Annotated in this window: 19 protein-coding genes; 6 read left to right on the top strand and 13 right to left on the bottom strand. The window is 72.7% G+C overall.

The annotated features are described in order from the left end of the window. The first annotated feature begins 4 nt into the window (after nt 1-4). Both CR938_RS00755 and pdxA read left to right on the top strand, forming a co-directional pair. Nucleotides 5-1360: a peptidylprolyl isomerase gene (locus CR938_RS00755; RefSeq protein WP_162123171.1), complete on the top strand. Its 1356-nt coding sequence runs from the start codon at nt 5-7 to the stop codon at nt 1358-1360. A gap of 4 nt (nt 1361-1364) precedes the next feature. Beyond that, nucleotides 1365-2342 carry a 4-hydroxythreonine-4-phosphate dehydrogenase PdxA gene (gene pdxA, locus CR938_RS00750; RefSeq protein ID WP_162123170.1) on the top strand — a complete coding sequence of 326 codons (978 nt, stop codon included), beginning with the start codon at nt 1365-1367 and terminating at the stop codon, nt 2340-2342. A gap of 37 nt (nt 2343-2379) precedes the next feature. Here pdxA and ruvB read toward each other — a convergent pair whose 3' ends face one another. From ruvB to CR938_RS00715, 7 genes are all read right to left on the bottom strand, one after another. Further along, entirely contained in the window at nt 2380-3405 is a 1026-nt protein-coding gene (ruvB, locus tag CR938_RS00745) for a Holliday junction branch migration DNA helicase RuvB (RefSeq protein WP_162123169.1), read from the bottom strand. A 43-nt stretch (nt 3406-3448) separates the two neighbouring features. Further along, on the bottom strand, nt 3449-5362 hold the full coding sequence (locus tag CR938_RS00740; RefSeq protein ID WP_162123168.1) for a potassium transporter Kup: 1914 nt from the start codon (nt 5360-5362) through the stop codon (nt 3449-3451). 20 nt (nt 5363-5382) lie between these two features. Continuing rightward, nucleotides 5383-5973: a Holliday junction branch migration protein RuvA gene (gene ruvA / locus CR938_RS00735; protein ID WP_162123167.1), complete on the bottom strand. Its 591-nt coding sequence runs from the start codon at nt 5971-5973 to the stop codon at nt 5383-5385. Between the two features lie 31 nt (nt 5974-6004). After that, nucleotides 6005-6526 carry a crossover junction endodeoxyribonuclease RuvC gene (ruvC, locus tag CR938_RS00730; protein WP_162123166.1) on the bottom strand — a complete coding sequence of 174 codons (522 nt, stop codon included), beginning with the start codon at nt 6524-6526 and terminating at the stop codon, nt 6005-6007. 91 nt (nt 6527-6617) lie between these two features. Further along, nucleotides 6618-7358, bottom strand: a complete 741-nt coding sequence (locus tag CR938_RS00725; RefSeq protein WP_162123165.1) for a YebC/PmpR family DNA-binding transcriptional regulator — start codon at nt 7356-7358, stop codon at nt 6618-6620. A 36-nt stretch (nt 7359-7394) separates the two neighbouring features. Further along, a complete protein-coding gene (locus tag CR938_RS00720) occupies nt 7395-8024 on the bottom strand; it encodes an esterase/lipase family protein (RefSeq protein WP_246190928.1) in 630 nt (209 codons plus the stop codon). 19 nt (nt 8025-8043) lie between these two features. Continuing rightward, nucleotides 8044-8883: an AraC family transcriptional regulator gene (locus tag CR938_RS00715; protein WP_162123163.1), complete on the bottom strand. Its 840-nt coding sequence runs from the start codon at nt 8881-8883 to the stop codon at nt 8044-8046. 125 nt (nt 8884-9008) lie between these two features. Here CR938_RS00715 and CR938_RS00710 point away from each other — a divergent pair, with 125 nt between their 5' ends. Then, nucleotides 9009-9926, top strand: coding sequence for an alpha/beta fold hydrolase (locus CR938_RS00710; RefSeq protein ID WP_162123162.1), 918 nt, complete (start codon nt 9009-9011; stop codon nt 9924-9926). Between the two features lie 554 nt (nt 9927-10480). Next, on the top strand, nt 10481-11428 hold the full coding sequence (locus tag CR938_RS00705) for an AraC family transcriptional regulator (RefSeq protein WP_162123161.1): 948 nt from the start codon (nt 10481-10483) through the stop codon (nt 11426-11428). Between the two features lie 15 nt (nt 11429-11443). Here the strand turns inward: CR938_RS00705 and CR938_RS00700 are convergent, their stop codons facing one another. From CR938_RS00700 to aspS, 3 genes are all read right to left on the bottom strand, one after another. After that, the gene (locus CR938_RS00700; RefSeq protein ID WP_162123160.1) at nt 11444-11968 is read right to left on the bottom strand and encodes a GNAT family N-acetyltransferase; all 525 of its coding nucleotides are present in this window, start codon (nt 11966-11968) and stop codon (nt 11444-11446) included. Continuing rightward, on the bottom strand, nt 11968-12264 hold the full coding sequence (locus CR938_RS00695) for a DNA primase (protein WP_162123159.1): 297 nt from the start codon (nt 12262-12264) through the stop codon (nt 11968-11970). Before CR938_RS00695 ends, CR938_RS00700 begins: the two co-directional genes overlap by 1 nt. Nucleotides 12265-12360: 96 nt before the next feature. Then, nucleotides 12361-14118, bottom strand: a complete 1758-nt coding sequence (gene aspS / locus CR938_RS00690; RefSeq protein ID WP_162123158.1) for an aspartate--tRNA ligase — start codon at nt 14116-14118, stop codon at nt 12361-12363. 454 nt (nt 14119-14572) lie between these two features. Here aspS and CR938_RS00685 point away from each other — a divergent pair, with 454 nt between their 5' ends. Beyond that, a complete protein-coding gene (locus CR938_RS00685; RefSeq protein WP_425502391.1) occupies nt 14573-15235 on the top strand; it encodes a DUF3011 domain-containing protein in 663 nt (220 codons plus the stop codon). A 77-nt stretch (nt 15236-15312) separates the two neighbouring features. Here the strand turns inward: CR938_RS00685 and CR938_RS00680 are convergent, their stop codons facing one another. The 3 genes from CR938_RS00680 to CR938_RS00670 all read right to left on the bottom strand — a co-directional run bounded on the left by CR938_RS00680 (nt 15313) and on the right by CR938_RS00670 (nt 18541). After that, on the bottom strand, nt 15313-15603 hold the full coding sequence (locus tag CR938_RS00680; RefSeq protein ID WP_162123157.1) for an FmdB family zinc ribbon protein: 291 nt from the start codon (nt 15601-15603) through the stop codon (nt 15313-15315). 77 nt (nt 15604-15680) lie between these two features. Next, nucleotides 15681-16604 (bottom strand): class A beta-lactamase, encoded by a 924-nt coding sequence (bla, locus tag CR938_RS00675; RefSeq protein WP_162123156.1) that lies wholly within the window; start codon nt 16602-16604, stop codon nt 15681-15683. A gap of 77 nt (nt 16605-16681) precedes the next feature. Next, nucleotides 16682-18541, bottom strand: a complete 1860-nt coding sequence (locus CR938_RS00670; protein ID WP_162123155.1) for an ABC-F family ATP-binding cassette domain-containing protein — start codon at nt 18539-18541, stop codon at nt 16682-16684. Here CR938_RS00670 and CR938_RS14890 point away from each other — a divergent pair. Then, on the top strand, nt 18467-18832 hold the full coding sequence (locus CR938_RS14890) for a phosphatase domain-containing protein (protein ID WP_425502388.1): 366 nt from the start codon (nt 18467-18469) through the stop codon (nt 18830-18832). The genes CR938_RS00670 and CR938_RS14890 overlap by 75 nt on opposite strands. The last annotated feature ends 43 nt before the right edge of the window (nt 18833-18875 follow it).

The raw sequence follows: 18875 nt of genomic DNA, 5'->3' as shown, positions 1-18875 counted from the left end.
GTCCATGAGCCGACGCATCTCCGCGATCCTCCTGGCGGCCCTGCTGCTGCTGCCCTTCCCGTTCTCCGCCCTGGCGCAGCAGTTGCAGCCGGTCGAGCGCATCGCCGCGATCGTGGACGAGGACGTGATCCTCAGGAGCGAGCTGGACCTGGCGGTGCGCAACATCCTGGCGCAGTACGCCGGCCGCGAGAACCAGCTGCCGCCGCGCCCGGTGCTCGAGCGCCAGGTGCTGGAGCGCCTGGTGCTGGTGCGGCTGCAGGTGGCCCGTGCCCGTTCCATGGGCATCCGGGTCAACGACCAGGAGATCAGCCGCGCCGTGGCCACGATCGCTCAGCAGAACGGCATGACCGTGGAGGGCCTGCGCGAGCGCCTGGCCGCCGACGGCATGGCCTTCGAGGAGTTCCGCCGCTCCCTGGCCGACGAGATCACCGTGCAGCGCCTGCGCCAGAGCTTCGTCCAGCGCGTCAGCGTGAGCGAGGCCGAGGTGGACGCCGCCCTGGCCCAGCAGGCTGCCAGCGGCCGCCAGTACCGCCTGGCCCACATCCTGGTGGCCCTGCCGGAGGGCGCCACCGCCGAGCAGATCGCCACCGGCCAGCGCAAGATCGACGGCATCAAGAGCGTGATCGACCGCGGCGAGATGGACTTCGCCGCCGCGGCCGTGCGCTATTCCGACAGCCCCAACGCCCTGGAGGGCGGCGACCTGGGCTGGCGCAGCCTGGACGAGGTCCCGACCGCGTTCGCGCGGCTGATCCGCGACATGCAGCCGGGCCAGATCATCGGCCCGATCCGCGGCCCCAGCGGCTTCCAGCTGCTGCAGCTGGTGGACGTGCGCGACGCCGACCAGGCCCCGGCCCAGACCCTGACCGAGTACCACGTCCGCCACATCCTGGCCCGGGTCAACGACCGCCAGGACGACGCCGCCGCGCGCGCCAAGATCGAGGCCCTGCGCGCCCGCATCGAGGCCGGCGAGGACTTCCAGGCGGTGGCCCGCGAGGCCTCCGAGGACAACAACACCCGCGGCCAGGGCGGCGACCTGGGCTGGTTCCCGGCCGAGGCCTACGGCGAGGAGTTCGGCGGCCAGATCACCGCGCTGGAGGACGGCCAGGTGTCGCAGCCGTTCCGCAGCGAGGCCGGCTGGCACATCATCCAGCGCGTGGCCCGGCGCGAGAGCGACGTGACCGACGAGGCCCGCCGCGCCCAGGTCCGCGACACCATCGGCCGCCGCAAGCTCGAGGAGGAGTACGAGCGCTTCCTGCAGGAGCTGCGCGGCGAGGCCTACGTGGTCTACCGCGCCGGCGACCGCGCAGAGGACGTGGACCCGATCGGCACCTCCGGCGAGACCCCGCCGGCCGGCGGCTGATGCCATGCTGCCCCGGCTTGCGCTGGTACCGGGCGAGCCGGCCGGCGTCGGGCCGGAGCTGTGTGTGCGGCTGGCGCAACGGCCGCGCAGCGACTGCCGCCTGGTCGCCTTCGCCGACCCGCTGACCCTGCAGGCCGCGGCCGAGGCGCTGGGTCTGCCCCTGAACCTGCTGCACGAGGACCAGCCGGCGCGCGCGCCCGGCGACCTGCCGCTGCGCATGTTCCCCAACGCCAACACGGTGGCTTTCGGCCGCCCGGACCCGCGCAACGCGCGTGCGGTGGTGGACGCCCTGCTGGACGCGGCCGACGGTTGCCTGCACGGCCGCTTCCAGGGCATGGTCACCGGCCCGGTGCAGAAGTCGGCCATCAACGAGGGCGGCATCCCCTACACCGGCACCACCGAGCTGCTGGCCGGCCACGCCGGCTGCGAGGTGGTGATGATGCTGGCCAACGACGTGGTGCGGGTGGCCCTGGCCACCACCCACCTGCCGCTGCGCGCGGTGCCTGACGCCATCGACGCCGGACTCCTGCGCCGGGTGCTGGCGATCACCCACCGCGCCCTGCGCACCGACTTCGGCATCGCCGACCCGGTGATCGCCGTGCTCGGGCTCAATCCGCACGCCGGCGAGGACGGCCACCTGGGGCGCGAGGAGATCGAGGTCATCGGCCCGGTGCTGGAGCAGCTGCGCGGCGAGGGCATGCGCCTGGCCGGCCCGCTGCCGGCCGACACCGCCTTCCTGCCCGCCCGGCTGCGCGGCTTCGACGCGGTGCTGGCCATGTACCACGACCAGGGCCTGCCAGTGCTCAAGTACAGCGGCTTCGAGCGCGCGGTGAACCTGACCCTGGGCCTGCCCTACCCGCGCGTGGCCGTGGACCACGGCACCGCCCTGGACCTGGCCGGCAAGGGCCTGGCCGATCCCTCCAGCCTGGAGGCGGCGGTGGCCACCTGCGCGCGGATGGCGGCGCAGCGCCTGCAGCGCTGACCTTCCCCCCGCCGCCCGGCGGAAGGGGCATGGCCGCTCAGAACAGCTCGCCGATCTCGCCGCGGGTGGGCGTGGGCAGGCCCAGGTGGCGGTAGGCCTTGGCGGTGGCCATGCGCCCGCGCGCGGTGCGCACCAGGAAGCCCTGCTGGATCAGGAACGGCTCGACCACGTCCTCCAGGGTGCCACGCTCCTCCGACAGCGAGGCCGCCAGCGACTCCACGCCCACCGGGCCGCCGTCGAAGTGTTCGATCACCGTGCGCAGCAGGCGCCGGTCCAGCTCGTCGAAGCCCTGCGGGTCCACCTTGAGCATGGCCATGGCCGCCTGCGCCACGTCCCTGTCGATGCGCCCGCCGGCCTTGACCTGGGCATAGTCGCGCACCCGTCGCAGCAGGCGGTTGGCGATGCGCGGGGTACCGCGCGAGCGGCGCGCGATCTCGGCCGCGCCCTCCGGCTCGCAGTCGATGCCCAGGATCCGCGCCGAGCGGCGCACGATCCGGGTCAGCTCCTCCGGCGTGTAGAACTCCAGCCGCTGCACGATGCCGAAGCGGTCGCGCAGCGGCGCGGTCAGCAGGCCCGCCCGGGTGGTGGCGCCGATCAGGGTGAAGGGCGGCAGGTCGATCTTGATCGAGCGCGCGGCCGGGCCCTCGCCGATCATGATGTCGATCTGGAAATCCTCCATCGCCGGGTAGAGGACCTCCTCCACCACCGGCGACATGCGGTGGATCTCGTCGATGAACAGCACGTCGTGCGGCTGCAGGTTGGTCAGCAGCGCGGCCAGGTCGCCGGCCTTTTCGATCACGGGACCGGAGGTCACCCGCAGGTTCGCCCCCAGCTCGTTGGCGATCACGTGGCTGAGCGTGGTCTTGCCTAGGCCCGGCGGGCCGAAGATCAGCACGTGGTCCAGCGCCTCGCCGCGCGCGCGCGCGGCCTCGATGTAGATCTGCATCTGCTCGCGCACCGGCTGCTGGCCGAGGTACTCGTCCAGGCGCTGCGGGCGGATCGAGGCCTCCAAGGCCTCGTCCTCGCGGGTGACGGCGGCTCCGAGGATGCGTGTCTGGTTCATGCGGCGATTATGCGGGCAAGCGGGCGGCGCGGGAAAATCCCGTTCAGATCTCCACCTGCGCGCCCAGCTCGACCAGCCGGTTGCCCGGGATGCGGAAGAACTGGTCCGCCGGCGCGGCATTGCGGTGCATGACCGCGAACAGCCGGTCGCGCCAGACCGGCATGCCCCGGTGCCGGTTGGCGACCACGGTCTGGCGGCTGACGAAGTAGGTGGTCTCCATCGGGTCGAAGGTCAGGCCGCTTTCGTCGTCGCAGGCCCCCATCAGCGCCAGCGGCACGTCCGGCGTCTCCATGAAGCCGTAGCGCACCGTGACCCGGTAGAACCCGTCGCCGATCGGCTCGATCTTCAGCCGCTGCGAGCGCGGCACGTAGGGCACGTCGCGCGTCTCGACGGTCAGGAACACGTTGCGCTCGTGCAGCACCTTGTTGTGCTTGAGGTTGTGCAGCAGCGCCTGCGGCACCACGTCCCTGTCGCTGGTCATGAACACCGCCGTGCCCGGCACGCGCACCGGCGGGGCCAGCATCAGCCCGGGCAGGAAGGTGTCCACGCGGATGCCGCCCTTGCGGATCTCCTCACGCAGCAGTTCCCGGCCGCGCCGCCAGGTGCGCATCAGCACGAACAGCAGCACGCCCAGCACCACCGGGAACCAGGCGCCCTGCAGCAGCTTGGCGCCGTTGGCCACGACGAAGGCCACGTCGATCAGGAAGAAGCCCACGCACAGCGGCAGCACCCAGCGCCGCCACACCGGCCACAGCGTGCGCGCCACCAGCGCCAGCAGCAGGGTGTCGATCAGCATGGTGGCCGAGACCGAGATGCCGTAGGCCACGGCCAGGTTGGAGGAGCTGCGGAAGGCCAGCACCAGGCCCACCACGACCACCATCATCGACCAGTTGATCGCGGGGATGTAGATCTGGCCGATGGTCTCGCTGGAGGTGTGCTTGATGCGCATGCGCGGGATGTAGCCCAACTGCATGGCCTGGCGCGCCACCGAGAAGCCGCCGGTGATCACCGCCTGCGAGGCGATCACCGTGGCCGCCGTGGCCAGCACGATCATCGGAATCAGGCCCCACTGCGGCACGCCCACGTAGAACGGGTTGCGCACCGCGGCCGGGTCCTCCAGCAGCAGCGCGCCCTGGCCCAGGTAGTTGAGCATCAGTGACGGCAGCACGAAGAAGTACCAGGCGTGGCGGATCGGCCGGGCGCCGAAGTGGCCCATGTCCGCGTACAGCGCCTCGCCGCCGGTCACCGCCAGCACCACCACGCCGAAGATGAACACGCCGTGCCAGCCGTGGTCGGCGAAGAACAGCACCGCCCACCACGGATTGAAGGCCTTGAGCACCTCCGGCGCCTTGATGATGTTCCAGGCACCGATCGCGGCGATGGCCACGAACCAGAGCATGGTCACCGGGCCGAACACCTTGCCGACCTTGGCGGTGCCGAAGCGCTGGCTGGCGAACAGCACCACCAGCACCACGATTGTCAGCGGGACGATGAAGTTGTGCAGCCCCGGCGCGGCCACTTCCAGGCCCTCCATCGCGCCGAGCACGGAGATGGCCGGGGTGATCACGCCATCGCCGAAGAACAGCGAGGCACCGAAGATGCCGAGGATGCCGACCAGGTAGGCCGAGCGCGAACCCGGGCGCAGGCTGCGCTGGGCCAGCGCCATCAGCGCCATGATGCCGCCCTCGCCGTTGTTGTCGGCGCGCATGATGATGGTCACGTACTTGACCGTGACCACCAGGATCAGCGACCAGAACACCAGCGACAGCACGCCCAGCACCGTGGCGTGGTCGGGCTGCAGGCCGTAGTGGCCGGAGAAGGCCTCCTTGATGGTGTACAGCGGGCTGGTGCCGATGTCGCCGAACACCACACCGATGGCGGCCATCACCAGGGCCAGGTGCCCGCCCTGGGCATGCCCCGTGGAGCCCGCTTGCTGTGCCTGCTGGGAGCTGGACATGGTCATCCGCCAAGTAAAGATCAGCGCAGCGCCGACTGCAACGCCTTGCGGATGATCGCGGCCGCGTCGTCGCCGGCTGCGGCCGCGTCGCGCGCCATGCGTGCGGCCTCGGCCGGCTTGTAGCCCAGCTGCTGCAGGGCGATGGCGGCGTCGGCCTGGGGATCGCCGGCCGCGGCGGGCATCCCGGCCGCGGCGCCGCCGCCGGCCAGGTCGCCGGCGCGGTCGCGCAGCTCCACCACGATGCGCTCGGCGGTCTTCTTGCCGATGCCGGGGATGCGGGTCAGCGCGGTGACGTCGCCAGCCTGGACCAGGCGCGCGAACTCGTCCACGCTCACCCCGGACAGGATCGCCAGGGCGATGCGGGCACCGATGCCGCTGACCCGCTGCACGTCGCGGAACAGGCGCCGCTCGCTCTCGCGCAGGAAGCCGTACAGCGCCACGCTGTCCTCCTTCTGCGCGTAGTGGGTGAACAGGTGCACCTCGCGCCCGACCTCGGGCAGGTCGTAGAAGGTGCTCATCGGCGCCTCCAGCTCGTAACCGACGCCGTTGACGTCCACCACCAGCCAGGGCGGCTGCTTCACCGCCACGATGCCGCGCAGGCGTCCGATCATGGGCACATCCTCCAGCGGAACTCGGTCCGGCTCATTTTCTGCTCCAGGCCTCGCGCGCGGCCACGCCCAGCCGCCGCGCGGTGGCGCGCACGTGGGCATGGGTCAGGGCCACGGCGAGGGCGTCGGCGGCGTCGGCCTGCAGGCGCCCGCTCAGGCCCAGCATGGCCGCGACCATGTGCTGGACCTGGGCCTTCTCCGCGCCGCCGGTGCCGACCACCGCCAGCTTGACCTCGCGCGCGGCGTACTCGCTCACCGGCAGGTCGCGCAGCACCACCGCACTGATCGCCGCGCCGCGCGCCTGGCCCAGCTTGAGCGCCGACTCCGGGCTGCGGCCCACGAACACCTGCTCGATGGCCGCCTCGTCCGGGCGGTACTCGTCGATCAGCGCGCCTAGGCCGTCCAGCAGCCGGCGCAGGCGCTGGGCGAAGCCGCCCTCGCCCAGCAGCACCAGCGCCTGGTGGTGGACGTGGCGCGCACGCCCGGTGGCGTCGACGTCGATGATGCCCACGCCGGTGCGCTGCGAACCGGGATCGATGCCGAGGATGCGGGTCATGGGCGGCTGCCACCGGGAACCGCCCCGGCGGACCGGGAGCACGGGAAAGGCGGCCGCCCGCACGGCGCCGCCCCGCTCCCGGCCGCGGCGCTCACGAGTAGGCGTCCTCGCCGAGGTCGGCGTTGGAGTAGACGTTCTGCACGTCGTCCAGGTCCTCCAGCCAGTCGAGCAGCTTGGCGACCTGCTGCGCGGTCTCGCCGGTCACCGACACCTCGTTGTCGGCGCGGTAGGTGACCTCGGCCTGGGCCGGCTCCAGCCCGGCCGCCTTCATCGCGTCGCGCACCGCGGCGAAGTTCTCCGGCGCGGTCAGCACGTCGATCGAGCCGTCCTCGGGGTAGACCACCACGTCGTCGGCGCCGGCCTCGATCGCGGCCTCGGTGATCTTCTCCTCGTCCGCGCCCGGGGCGAAGCTCAGCACGCCCAGCTTGCGGAACATGAAGGACACCGAGCCGTCGGTGCCCAGGTTGCCGCCGAACTTGCCGAAGGCATGGCGCACGTCGGCGACGGTGCGCACCTTGTTGTCGGTCAGGCAGTCCACGATCACCGCCACGCCGCCGGGGGCGTAGCCCTCGTAGCGGACCTCCTCGTAGTTCACGCCCTCCAGCTCGCCGGTGGCCTTCTTGATCGCGCGCTCGATCACGTCCTTGGCCATGTTGGCCGACAGCGCCTTGTCCACGGCCGAGCGCAGGCGCGGGTTGGCGGAAGGATCGCCGCCGCCCATGCGCGCGGCCACGGAGATCTCTCGGATCAGCTTGGTGAAGATCTTGCCCCGCTTCGCGTCCTGCGCGTTCTTGCGGTGCTGGATGTTGGCCCACTTGGAATGCCCGGCCATCGGTATCCGTAGTGCTGCTGTGAACAAGGCGGGGAATTATACCGGCGCCCCCGGTTCCCCGCCGGGGCCGGCCTGGAAACGGCCGGTGCGCAGGAAGGCGGCCGTCTGCCGCGCCGCCTCGGCCGACAGCACCAGCCCGGTGTGGCTGGCGCGCACCCGGCAGTACCCGGCCACGCCCTGCAGGCAGGTCTCGTGCAGGGCGACGGTGCCGTCCGAGGCCGCATCCACCGCGGCCAGCAGCCGGCCGATACCGCGCGGCCGGTCGCCGGCGATCACGCCCACCTCGGCGCTGCCGTCCCAGGGCCGGCAGCCACGCAGCAGCATTCCGGCCGAGCGCCCCAGCAGCCAGGCCGACCACGGCCGCAGCGCCAGCCGGCGCGCCGTGGCACTGCCGCACAGCGGCGAGCCCAGGCACACCACCCGCCGCACCGGCAGGTCCGGGGCCCGGCGCAGCGCCTCCAGCGCCACCAGTCCGCCCAGGCTGTGCCCGACCAGGTGGCACGGCGGCCCGCCGCGCAGGCGCTCGACCAGGGCCTGGCAGGCACCCTCGGCGCCGCCGACGATGCTGGGATAACCGAAGTGGCCAACCAGGAAACCGGATCGGCGCAGCCGCCAGGCCAGCGGCAGCAGCCACCACGGCCGGTTCCACAGGCCATGGATCAGCAGCACCCGCTCCCCGCCACCGTCAGCGCGCAAGCACGGCCTCCTGCTGGCGGGCCTTCCATGCCCGCGGCGACACCCCGGTGTGGGCCTTGAACGCGCGCGACAGCGCCGCCTCGCTGGCATACCCCACCTCGGCGGCGATCACCTTCAGCGGACGGCCGCGACGCAGCGCCCGCTGCGCCAGGCTGACGCGCCAGCCCTGCAGGTACTGGCCCGGGGTCATGCCGACCACGTCGCGGAAGGTGTCGGCGAACACGCTGCGCGACATCCCGGCCCTCGCGGCCAGTCCCTCGAGGGTCCAGTCCCGCCCCGGAGCCTCGTGCATGGCCACCAGCGCATGGCGCAGGCGCGCGTGGCCCAGCCCGGCCAGCAGGCCGGCGCGCACCTGCCCCTGCTCCATCAGGTGGCGCAGCAGCTGGATCATCAGCACCTCGAACAGGCGCCCGATCAGCGGCACCCGCCCGCAGCGCTCCTCGAACGCCTCCTGGAACAGCAGCGACAGCACCAGGCCGGTCTCCGGCAGCTCCTCCAGCGGCACGCACAGCAGTTCCGGCAACGCCCGCACCACCGGATTGCCGGCACCACCCTCGAAGCTGAGGTTGGCGCAGACCATGTCCACGCCGCGCTCCGGATCGGTGATGAAGCGGTGGGTGAGCGGCCGCGGGAACAACAGCAGGCTCGGCCGGTCCACCTGCAGCGAGGCGTTGCGGTACTGCACCTCCAGCGCGCCGCTGCGCACCAGGTGCAGCTGGCCATGCACGCCGTCGCTATTCAGGGTGTTGATGCCGCACAGCGGCCCGGCGTTGAACACCCGTGCGCTGACCGGGAAGTGCGCCATCAGCGCCGCCAGCCTGTCGGCCATTGCCGTACTCCGGGTCAATTTTTCCGGATTTTATGCCGTCCCCCGGCGTTAGCGGCCGGCGAAGATGGCCACACCGGACGGCCGCGCCGTCCGGTCTTCCCTTCCCCCCGACAGGAGCCGACGCCATGTCCACCGAGATCCGCAACACCACTTCCGCGTCCGCCGCGTCGCCGGTCTCCCCGACCCGGGCGGCCGCCGCCGCCCGCATCGAGGGCGACCACGTCGTCACCCACGACGGCGTGCGCCTGTACTTCAAGGACTGGGGCCCGAAGGACGGCCCGGTCGTCACCTTCAGCCACGGCTGGCCGCTGAACTCCGACAGCTGGGAGTCGCAGATGCTGTTCCTGGCCGGACACGGCTTCCGCGTCGTCGCGCACGACCGCCGCGGCCATGGCCGCTCCAGCCAGCCCTGGGACGGCAACGACATGGACCACTACGCCGACGACCTGGCCGCGGTGATCCACGCACTGGACCTGCGCGACGCCACCCTGGTCGGCTTTTCCACCGGTGGCGGCGAGGTGGCCCGCTACATCGGCCGCCACGGCACCTCGCGGGTGAAGAAGGTGGTGCTGGTGTCGGCTGTCACCCCGTTCATGCTCAAGACCGAGGACAACCCGGACGGCGTGCCCATCGAGGTGTTCGACGGCATCCGCGCCGGCCAGCTGGCCAACCGCGCGCAGCTGTACCGCGACATCCCGTCCGGCCCGTTCTACGGCTTCAACCGTCCCGGCGCGCAGCCCTCGCAGGGCCTGATCGACAGCTGGTGGGCGCAGGGCATGCAGGGCGGCCACAAGAACACGTACGATTCCATCGCCGCGTTTTCGGCCACCGACATGCGCGCAGACCTGGCGAAGATCGACGTGCCGACCCTGGTGATCCACGGCGACGACGACCAGATCGTGCCGATCGACGTCTCCGGCCGCGTCACCGCCAGGCTAGTGCGCGGTGCCAGGCTGATCGAGTACCCGGGCGCGCCGCACGGCCTGACCGACACGCACAAGGACCGGCTCAACCAGGATCTGCTGGAATTCCTGCGCCAGTGACCACGCTGCAAGCGACGGCCGCCGCAAGGCGGCCGTCGCCGCGCGTGCCGGGTGCCGCCGGGGGCCTTCCCGCTGCGAACCGGCGCCCTGCGCCGCGGCCGGCAGCACCCGCACCCGGCTGCCTTCGGCCGGCAGTGCGCTGGGCCACAGCACCACGGCATCGTCCGGCGCCGGTCCGTCCAGGACCTCGACCTGGCCGCCGGGATTGCGGCCCAGCGCCGCCCGGCGGAGGGCGATGGCCTCGCCCTGGTCCGCCTGTGTCACCGGCGATGCTGCCGGCCACCCGCACCACCTCGGCCTGGAAGCGTTCGCCGGGCAGTCCGGGGAAGACGACCTCGGCCTGCAGCCCGGGCCGCACCTGCAGGGCGATGCGCTGCGGCACGTGCACCACGCCCCGCAGCGGGTCGAGCGCAGCGAGCGTGAACATCGGCTGGCCGCCGGCGGCATCCCATTGGTGGCGCAGGCTTGCCCGATCCTGCAAACCGGCCCGCGCCGGCGCGGCGCCGGCCGCCCGGCGCCGGATAATCCCCGGCACCGGCAGGAGACCGAAGGCCATGAGCGAGATGACTCCTCCCCGCGCCATCGCCCCGCACGCGCTCGCCGCGCAGCAGGCGGAGCTGGCCGACCGCATCGCGCGGCTGACGCGTCCGCTGGGCGACGGCATCCACCCCACGGTGCTGCCGCAGCTGCAGCTGGCACGCTCCAGCGTGCCCACGCCATGCGCGCCGAACGTGTTCGAGCCGCGCCTGTGCATCGTCGTGCAGGGCAGCAAGATCGCCATGCTCGGCGGTCAGGTCTACCACTACGACCCGCTGCACTACCTGGTGGTGTCGATGACCCTGCCGATGATGGGCCAGGTGGTGGAGGCCACGCCGGAGAAGCCCTACCTGTCGCTGCGCCTGGACATCGATCCGGAGCAGATCGCCAGCCTGCTGCTGGACACCGGCGGCCAGACTGCCCGCCCCGGCATCGCCCGCGCCGCGTTCGCGGCGCAGGTGACGCCGCAGCTGCTGGACGCGGTGCTGCGGCTGATGCGCCTGCTCGACGACCCGCAGGACCTGCCGGTGCTGGCACCGATGGCGATCCGCGAGATCTTCTACCGGGTACTGCGCGGGGAGCTGGGCCAGCACCTGCGCGCGGTCGCGGTGCGCGACAGCCGCCCGCAGCGGATCGCCCGTGCCGTCGAACTGCTGCGCCAGCACTTCCAGGAGCCGCTGCGCATCGGGGAACTGGCCCGGGCGGTGCACATGAGCGTGTCGGTGCTGCACCACAACTTCAAGGCGGCCACCACGATGTCGCCACTGCAGTTCCAGAAGCAGCTGCGCCTGCACGAGGCACGCCGGCTGATGCTCGCCGAAGGGCTGGAAGCCAGCGCGGCCGCGCACCGGGTCGGCTACGAGAGCCCCTCGCAGTTCAGCCGGGACTACAAGCGCCTGTTCGGTGCGCCACCGCGCACCGAGGTCAGCCAGGTCCGCGCCCGGATCGCCTCCGGCGGCCCCTGAGGCGCGGCGCGCGTCTCAGGGCGCGGCCGGGCGGCGCAGGATGAACTCCAGGTCGCGCTGGCGGCCGACCGGGAACAGGTATTCGCCCACCCTGGCAAAGCCCCAGCGCGCGTAGAAGCGCTGCGCGCCGTGGTTCTCCGACCACACGCCCACCCACAGGGTGCGCGGCCCGTCGCGCAGCAGCCAGTCCATCGCCGCCTGCATCAGGCGCGTGCCGTGGCCGGCGCGCTGCAGGCCCTTGACCAGGTAGAGCCGCTTCAGCTCACCGTCGCCCGGCGCCACCTCCGGATGCGGCAGGCCGCAGGGTCCGGCGGCGGCATGGCCCAGCGCGTTGCCGTCCGCGTCCTCCAGCAGCCACACCGCATAGTCCGGATGCGCCAGCACCTGCGCCTGGCGCTCCACGGCGTAGGCCTCGGCCAGGTAGGCGGCCAGGTCCTCCGGCGGGTACAGGTGGCCGAAGGTCTCGGTGAAGGTGCGCGCGCACAGCGATGACAGCGTCGCCGCGTCACCCGGCCCGGCGCGACGCAGGCGCAGCTCCATCAGTCCTCGTCTTCCTCGTACTCGTCGTCCACGTCGAAGTCGGGGTCGTCGTCATCGTCCCCGTCCTCGTCGTAGTCCTCGTCGTCCTCGTCGCAGGCGTAGTCGTCCTCGCCGAAGTCCTCGCCGTCCCAGCGCCCCCCGGGATCGGGAACGAAGGCCAGGGCCATGGCGGACGGGTTGCTGCCGACGCGGACCAGCCAGCCGCCGAACACGCGCGCACGCTCGGTCACCAGCCCGGGCTCGGAACCCTCGTTGTCCAGCCTTTCCCATTGCAGCGCGAACGCGAACTGGCTCATCACATCCTCCTTGCCATGGAAGCCGGCCCCTGGCGGGAGCGGCCTGAAGGGACCTGCCGGGGCCCGCGCCGCGCCGGCGGCACGGGCCCGGCCGGGCTACTTCTGCAGCGACTCCTCGCGCACCCGCACGTGCACTTCGGCCAGCTGCTCGTCCGGCACCGGCGAGGGCGCGCCGGTCATCAGGCACTGCGCGGTGGTGGTCTTGGGGAACGGGATCACGTCGCGGATCGAGTCGGTGCCGGCCATCAGCGCGGCGATGCGGTCGATGCCGAAGGCGATGCCGCCGTGTGGCGGGGCGCCGTACTTGAGCGCGTCCAGCAGGAAGCCGAACTTGGCCTGCGCCTCCTCGGCGCCGATGCCCAGCAGCTCGAACACCGCACTCTGCATCTCCGGTCGGTGGATGCGGATCGAGCCGCCGCCGATCTCGTTGCCGTTGAGCACCATGTCGTAGCCGCGCGAGACGGCCGAGGCCGGGTCGGCGCGCAGCTGCTCGATGTCGTCCACGGCCGGGGCGGTGAACGGGTGGTGCAGGGCCACGTAGCGCTGCTCCTCCTCGTCCCACTCGAACATCGGGAAGTCGGTGACCCACAGCGGCCGCCAGCCCTCCTCGACCAGGCCGAAGTCCCTGCCGGCCTTCAGCCGCACCGCGCCCATGAACTCGCTGGTCCTGTTGTAGGGGCCGGCGCCGAAGAACACGATGTCGCCCTTGTCCGCGCCCACGTGCGCCAGCAGCGCGGCGAACGCGTCCTCGGCGAAGAACTTGGCGATCGGCGAGTTGACCGCGCCGTTCCCGTCGATCCTGGCGTAGGCCAGGCCCTTGGCGCCGAACTTGGCCGCGTGCGCGGCGTACTCGTCGATCTGCTTGCGGCTCAGGCTGGCCCCGCCAGGGATGCGCAGCGCCACCACCCGGCCCTTGGGGTCGTTGGCCGCGCCGCTGAACACCGCGAAGCCGCAGTCCTTCACCAGTTCGGCCACGTCCACCAGCTCCAGCGGGTTGCGCAGGTCCGGCTTGTCCGAGCCGTAGCGGCGCATGGCCTCGGCCCAGGTCATGCGCGGGAAGGGGTCGGCCAGCTCCACGCCGATGACCTCGCGGAACACGTCTCGGATCATCGCCTCCACGGTGTCCTGCACGTCGCGCTCGCGCACGAAGGCGAACTCCATGTCCAGCTGGGTGAACTCCAGCTGGCGGTCGGCGCGCAGGGCCTCGTCGCGGAAGCAGCGTGCGACCTGGTAGTAGCGGTCGAAGCCCGCGATCATCAGGATCTGCTTGAACAGCTGCGGGCTCTGCGGCAGGGCGTAGAACTCGCCCGGATGCATGCGCGCCGGGACCAGGAAGTCGCGCGCACCCTCCGGGGTGGCCTTGGTCAGGATCGGGGTCTCGATGTCCTGGAAGCCGCGCGCGTCCAGCCAGCGGCGCAGGGCCTGCACCAGGCGGATGCGGGTGCGCTGCATGCGCTGCATCTCGGGGCGGCGCAGGTCCAGGTAGCGGTACTTCAGGCGGATGTCCTCGCCCGGGTTCTCGTGGGCGTGGAACGGCAGCGGCGCGGCCTTGTTGAGCACGGTGATGCGGCTGGCGATCACCTCGACCTTGCCGGTGCGGATCTTCTCGTTGACCGCGTGGCGGGCGCGGACCACGCCCTCGACCTGGATCACGTCCTCGTAGCCGAGCGAGGCGGCCACGGCGAAGGCCTCGGCGTTGTCGGGCTCGACCGTGACCTGGACGATGCCTTCGTGGTCGCGCAGGTCGATGAAGCACACGCCGCCGAGGTTGCGGGCCACGTCGGTCCAGCCGGCGAGGGTGACGGTTTGGCCGATCAGGGTCTCGTCGACCAGGCCGCAGTAATGGGTACGCATGGGAACTCCACGGAGGGGGACCGGCGCGCCGGCGCCGGAAAAGCCAGTTATTTTGAGCGTGCCGGGGCGGTCCGGCAAATGCGGCCGCCCCCTGCGACGGGCACGGTGGGGCGGCATTAAGCCGGCTCCGGTTAAATCCCGCCCATCGCCACCATCGTGGTGGCCGCACCAAGGAGTCCCGATCCCCATACAGCGTCGAAAGCCCGCCTTCCCGGCCGCGGCCCTGGTGGCCCTGTGCCTGGCCCTGTCCTCCGTCCCGGCCGCCGCCCAGCCAGGGCGCGGGCACCAGGACCTGCGGCGGATGCCGCTGCCGGAGCGGGTGGAGACGATCGAACGCGAGTACGCCCGCCAGGCACGGGGCCGGGCCATCCCCGACGACCAGCTCGAGTTCTACCTGGACCGGGTCGCCGCCGGCTGGACCTTCGACCAGGTGCGCCAGGACATCGCCGCGTCCCTGCGCGGCAGCCGCAGCGGCCGTCCGGGCGCCGGCTGGGGCGGCTGGAACGGGTCCAGCTGGACCGGCCAGACCCTGATCTGCTCCAGCACCGACCACCGCCGCCGCGAATGCCGCACGCCCTTCCGCGGCCGTCCGGTGCTGGTGGAGAACATCTCCAGGACGCGCTGCGTGGAGGGCGTCAACTTCGGCGGTGGCGGCGGCACCATGTGGGGGGACCGCGGCTGCCGCGGCCGCTTCGCCGAAGGGCGCGGCCGCCCGCACGCCGGCAGCGGCGGCATCGTCCGCTGCGAGAGCCGCGACCGCCGCCCCCAGCTCGGCCCCGCCGGCTTCCGCGGCCGGGCCGTGCTGGTGAAGCAGCTGTCCGACCCCGCCTGCGTCGAGGGCCGCAACTGGGGCCAGCGCGGCGGCGACATCTGGGTGGACGCCGGCTGCCGCGGCGAGTTCGCCCTGGCCGGCGCCGTCGCCGGCCACACGATCACCTGCAGCAGCGACGGCAAGCGCTTCCGCGCGGGCAACTGGGACCGCCGCTGGGGCCGCCCGGTGCTGGTCGAGCAGCTGTCCAGCACCCGCTGCCAGGAAGGCCACAACTGGGGCTGGAAGGAGCGCGAGGGCCTGGTCTGGGTGGACGGCGGCTGCCGCGCGCGCTTCGCCGGGCGTTGAGCGCCGCCGCAGCGGCAATGCAAAGGGCCGGCGCGGCGTGATGCCGGCCGGCCCCGGGTGGGCGGATCGCGGCGGCCTCAGGAGGCCGTCGCGGCGGTGGTGCTGCTGCTGCCCGGGCTGCCGGCATCGGACGACTTCGCGCCGCCCTCGCCCTTGTCGGCGAGGGTGCGCTTCTTGTCGCCGTCCTTCTTGAAGTCGGTCTCGTACCAGCCACTGCCGGCCAGGCGGAACACCGGCGCGGTGACCTGGCGGCGGACGCCGCCCTTGGCCTGGCAGGCCGGACAGGCGTCCGGATCAGGATCGGAGAGTTTCTGCAGGCGGTCGAAGCTGTGGCCGCATTCGGCGCACTGGAACGCGTAAATCGGCATGACGGAGAAAGGTTCGGGGAAGATGGATGCCGGCGGCGGAGGCCGGCCACGGTGACGTGGGGACGATAGCGCGGATTTCAAGGTCCCGCCGGCTGGCCACCGCCGACCAGGCCCTCGGCCAGGCGCGCGGCCTGCGCCAGCACCGCGTCGCGTGCCGCGGCCCCGACCCGCGCGCCCTCCAGGAAGGCCGCCAGCACCTGCGGCGCGCCGCCGGCCAGCGGCCACAGCACGGCCACGTCGTTGCGGATGCCGCGGCCGTCGCTGCCGGTCTTGTCGCCCACCCGCCAGCGCGGGCCCAGGCCGGCGCGCAGGCAGGCGTCACCGGTCTGGTTGTCGACCAGCCAGTCGGCCAGCTGCTGGCGCGAGGCCGGGGCCAGCGCTTCGCCGGCGACGACGCGGGCCAGGCTGGCGGCCATCGCCGCCGGGCTGCTGGTGTCGCGCGGATCGCCGGGCGCGTGGAGGTTGAGCTCCGGCTCGTAGCGGTCCAGGCGGGTGACGCCATCGCCCAGCGCGCGCACGAAGGCGGTCACCGCCGCCGGGCCGCCGATGGCCTGTAACAGCAGGTTGGCGGCGGTGTTGTCGCTGGTGACCATGGTGGCCCGGCACAGGTCGCGCACGGTCAGGTCCTTGCCCACGTGGCGGCGGGTCACCGGCGCGTGCTCCAGCAGGTCCCGCGCGCGCACCTGCAGGCGCCGGTCCAGCGACAACCGGCCCTGGTCGGCCTGCGCCAGCACCGCCGCCGCCAGCAGCGCCTTGAAGGTGCTGCACATGGGAAAGCGCTCGGGCAGGCGGTGGCCCTGCCCGCGGCCGCGGGCGGTGCCCAGCAGGCATCCGCCCGGGCGCCCGCCGCTGGCCGCCTCCAGCGCGGCGAAGTCCGGCGCCGCGGCGATCACGGCCAGGGCCGGGTCGGTCGCCGCGGGCGCGGCGGCAAGGACGGGACCGGCCAGTGCCAGGGCGGAAACCCCGGCGCCCAGGCGCAGGAAATGGCGGCGGTCGGACATCGGCATCCTCCGTGTGGCGGCCGGGCCGCAGTATGACCGCGGGAGGGCGGCCGGCACGCCGGCCGCCGCCCCGCCGGTCAGCCTTCCATCAGTTCCAGCCAGGCCAGCTCGGCCTGCTCCAGGCGCGCGGCCAGCTCGCCGCGCTGGCGGGTCAGCGCGGCCATGCGCGCGGCATCGGGATGGTTGGCCGGGTCGGCCAGCTGGCCGTCCACCTCGGCCAGGGCCGCCTCCAGTTCGGCCACCTTCTTCTCCGCCGCGGCCAGCTTCACCGGATTGACCTTGCGCGCCGGCGCGGGCGCCGGGGGCGGCGCCGGCCTGGGCGGCGGGGCCTGTTCCTGCAGGCGCGCGCGCGTGCCCTGCGCCACCGGGCGGGTGCGCAGCCAGGCGGCGTATTCGTCCAGGTCGCCGTCGAACGGCTCGACCTGGCCGTCGGCCACGCGCCAGAAGGTGTCGCAGACTAGGCCGATCAGGTGGCGGTCGTGGCTGACCATGACGATGGCCCCGTCGAAGTCCGCCAGGGCCTCGGCCAGTGCCTCGCGCATCTCCAGGTCCAGGTGGTTGGTCGGCTCGTCCAGCAGCAGCACGTTCGGCTGCTGCCAGGCGATCAGGGCCAGGGCCAGGCGCGCGCGCTCGCCACCGGAGAAGCCGTCCACCGGCTCGAAGGCGCGGTCGCCGGGGAAGTTCCACCTGCCCAGGAAGTCGCGGATGGCCTGGGTGGGCACGTCCGGCGACAGCTCGCGGAAGTGGTCCACCGGCGACTGGCCCTCGCGCAGCGACTCCACCGTGTGCTGGGCGAAGTAGCCGATGCGCAGGTCCGGGTGGGTGGCGCGATCGCCGGCCAGCACCGGCAGCTCGCCCACCAGCGTGCGCACCAGGGTGGTCTTGCCGGCGCCGTTGGGGCCGAGCAGGCCGATGCGGTCGCCCGCCTCCAGGCCGAAGCCGACCCCGCGCAGGACCACCGCGTCGCGGCCGTAGCCGGCGTCCACGCCGTCCAGGCGGATCAGCGAGTGCGGCAGCTTCGGCGGCGGCGCGAACTCGATGCGGAACTGCCGCTCCACCCGCACCGGCTCGGTGCCGGCCAGCTTGGCCAGTCGCTTCATCCGGCTCTGTGCCTGGCGCGCCTTGCTGGCCTTGGCCTTGAAGCGGTCGATGAAGCTCTGCAGGTGGGCGCGCTCGGCCTGCTCCTTCTCGTAGGCGATCTGCTGCTGGCGCAGCTGCTCGGCGCGCTGGCGCTCGAAGTCGGTGTAGCCGCCGGTGTACAGCCTGGCGGTGCCGCCGTGCAGGTGCAGGGTGTGGGTGGTGACGTTGTCCAAGAACTCGCGGTCGTGCGAGATCAGCAGCAGCGTGCCCGGATACTTGAGCAGCCACTGCTCCAGCCAGTAGACCGCGTCCAGATCCAGGTGGTTGGTCGGCTCGTCCAGCAGCAGCAGGTCCGAGGGCGTCATCAGCGCGCGCGCCAGGTTCAGGCGCACGCGCCAGCCGCCCGAGAAGGAGGCCACCGGCCGGCGGTGCACCTCGGCCGGGAAGCCCAGGCCGTGCAGCAGGCGGCCGGCGCGAGCCTCGGCGTCGTAGCCGCCCAGCTCGGCCAGCTTCTGGTGCGCGGCGGCCACCGCCTCCCAGTCCTGGCGTGCGCTGGCCTCGGCTTCCTCGCGCAGCGCCGCGGCCACCACGGCGTCGCCGCCGAGCACGAAGTCCAGCGCCGGCTCCGGCAGCGCCGGAGTCTCCTGCGCCACCGAGGCGATGCGCACCTTGCCCGGCAGCTCCAGGCTGCCGCGGTCCGGCTCCAGCTCGCCGCGCACGGCGGCGAACAGGCTGGACTTGCCGGCACCGTTGCGGCCGACCACGCCGACCCGGTAGCCCGCGTGCAGGGCCAGGTCGACGTCGGACAAAAGGAGGCGCTCGCCCCGGCGCAGGGCGAAGTTGCGGAAGGCGATCATGCGCGGATTCTAGCGGATGCGGCACCACCCTCCCCGGTCCCGCGCGCCGGCGCGCCGGTCGCCTTCCATTGCCGCGGTGGTCCGGGACGCGCCGGATCGATGCTGGCCTGCTTCCTGGTGGTGCAAAGGCACCTGCCGGCGGCGGCCGCCGCCGAATGCCTGCGCAGGGCCAGCCCGAACTGCATCCGGTCGGCCGCGCAGCTGGCCTGCGTCGCGATTTCGCGGCGCGCTGGTCCGCCCTGCACGGCTCCCCGGCCGCTCCGGGCATGTGCATATAATCAAAATTCCTGAGAACCGGCGCGCAGGTGAATGCGATATTGACGCCGCAGACGCG

Origin of the sequence: Pseudoxanthomonas taiwanensis, assembly GCF_010093135.1 — a bacterium.
In the GTDB taxonomy this organism is placed as follows: domain Bacteria; phylum Pseudomonadota; class Gammaproteobacteria; order Xanthomonadales; family Xanthomonadaceae; genus Pseudoxanthomonas; species Pseudoxanthomonas taiwanensis.
The sequence above is the reverse complement of the archived record's forward strand: the minus strand, read 5'-3'. Positions and strand labels throughout refer to the sequence as shown.